This window comes from Nitrosovibrio sp. Nv6, assembly GCF_900110495.1.
Taxonomy (GTDB): Bacteria; Pseudomonadota; Gammaproteobacteria; order Burkholderiales; family Nitrosomonadaceae; genus Nitrosospira.
In genome coordinates, this window is sequence record NZ_FODX01000019.1 from 1 (window position 1) to 2039 (window position 2039).

A 2039-nucleotide genomic window follows, 5' to 3' on the forward strand; every position below is an offset into this window, starting at 1 on the left:
GCCGCTGCCCGGATTGCAGAAACACCGGGCAGCTTGCCCAAGGCATGACACCGGTCCGCCACCGTCCCAGACGGAAAGGTGGATCGGTGTTTTTTATAGGTATTTATCTGAAATCAAGCGTCCCCATTTTTTCAGGCTCTCTCAGGAAATGGATAAGGCAGCTTGTAAACAAGGATTGCCCGATTAGATTCGCTCACCCGATGAGAGAGATCCTTGGGAGCAGTTCGAATAAAGGCCGACGGCCTTCGTTAGAGAATAGATGCAGGCTCAGCACGAGCATCCGTGCCTGAAAAAACGAAATCTGCTGGCAGTCCTGCAAATGCATCAGCCATCCGTCGAACGCCGGCTCGAATCTGATATTCATTAAGGGAAGAAAAGCCCAGTACGAGTGTGCGCGCGCTGTAGCCGCATTTGCCGAAAGCAAAAGTGGTGCCGGATCCAATAGAATAAACGCCTACCCCATGACGCAATGCAATTGCCCGGAGCTCTGATGCATCAGGATAGTTATCCGGGAGATGCCAGGCAAGGTGGAGGCCGCTCTCCAGTCCGGAAAGCTGGACCGGGCCGAAATGTTCACGTAGTGCCTCTATAAGGCAATCATGACGCTTCGAATAAATGTTACGCATGCGTCTCAAATGATTGCCATAAGCGCCACTCTGAATAAAATCAGCCATTGTTGCCTGGTCTAGCCAGGCATTTCCATTATTGAGTAAGGCCTTGGCCGTGCGTGCTGCGGGGATCAATGACTTGGGTACCACCAGATAACCAAGACGCAGGCCAGCACCCATGGATTTGGAGAACGTTCCCAAATACATGACACAACCGTGATCATCGAGGCCCATGAGGGCTGTCAAGGGCGATCCGCGGTACCGGAAATCCGAGTCGTAATCATCCTCTATAATAAATGCGCCGCAACGCCGGGCCCAGTCCAGAAGTTTCAGTCGACGCTCAATCGGTAGCGTGAAGCCAAGAGGGAATTGATGAGAGGGGGTAACATACAGAAGTGACACGCCTTCCCTGGGTAATTGCGCGACGTCCAGTCCCGCCTCATCTACGGGTATCTGGATTAATTTCGCGTAATAGCTTTCGAAAAGGGATTTAGCACCATGGTAACAAGGATTCTCGGTGGCGACCAGCGTTCCCTCTTTCACAAGTAACCGGGCCGCCAGATTCAACCCCTCCTGAGAGCCGGCGGTAATAATTATCTGTTCAGGAGAAACGCTGATCGCCCGTGCCACCCCAAGATGGGCTGCAATTACTTCTCGCAGCTGTGGCAAACCAGCAGGATCGCAGCACTCCGTAAAATGCGTGCTGGCCGAGGTAAACGTTCTGTTAATAAAACGACGCCATATCTTGTGTGGAAATAAATCGAAGCCGATCCGGTCTGGACAGAAATCAAAATCCAGGTGCTGAGTGTGGTTTACAGACGGGGGTTGGCCGATAAAGGGAATGACGGGACGCTTTACCGTCTCTCCACGAACAGGAACCGAAGCGGAGGTTCTGCGAGTCGCGGCCAGGCAGGTTTCAGGTAATTCGAGATTTACATATGTTCCAATTGCCTTTCGGGCTTGAAGGTAACCCTCGGCAATTAAACGGTCATAGACAAGCAAAACGGTATTTCGAGAAATACCCAATTGTTCTGCAAGTACTCGGCTAGCCGGGATAAGCGTACCCGGATTCAGCTTTCCGCCAAGGATGAGATTTCGTAACTGCTCGAAAAGCTGGCCTTGCAGCGACTGACCGCTGCTGTGGTCAAGTTCAATGGGAATTGCCATATTTTTTCGTGACTGCGCGCATGCGCGCTGGATTTCAGTTTCAGATAAATGTCCAATTCTGACATATTCGCAGAGCTAACGTAAACCTGTCACTTAATACTGAACACCGCCCACCTTTTAAGTAAGAAGATAATAAGTGCTGGAGGGCGGCGCTATGTCACTCAGAAAGATTCAATTCACTCCTCTTCCTCGTCCTCTTCTTCCTCCTCATCCTCATCCTTCGATGCGGTTTTGAGGACCAGCTTGCCCTGCTTGATGCTTTCG

At 51.3% G+C, this 2039-nt stretch carries 2 protein-coding genes; one reads left to right on the forward strand and one right to left on the reverse strand.

The window, feature by feature from the left end:
* A partial coding sequence (locus BMX66_RS15860; protein WP_218142109.1) for a hypothetical protein occupies window positions 1-187 on the forward strand: 187 nt, incomplete at its 5' end.
* Window positions 188-248: 61 nt separating this feature from the next.
* Here the strand turns inward: BMX66_RS15860 and BMX66_RS15225 are convergent.
* Window positions 249-1775: a MocR-like pyridoxine biosynthesis transcription factor PdxR gene (locus BMX66_RS15225; protein WP_090883729.1), complete on the reverse strand. Its 1527-nt coding sequence runs from the start codon at window positions 1773-1775 to the stop codon at window positions 249-251.
* Window positions 1776-2039: the final 264 nt, after the last annotated feature.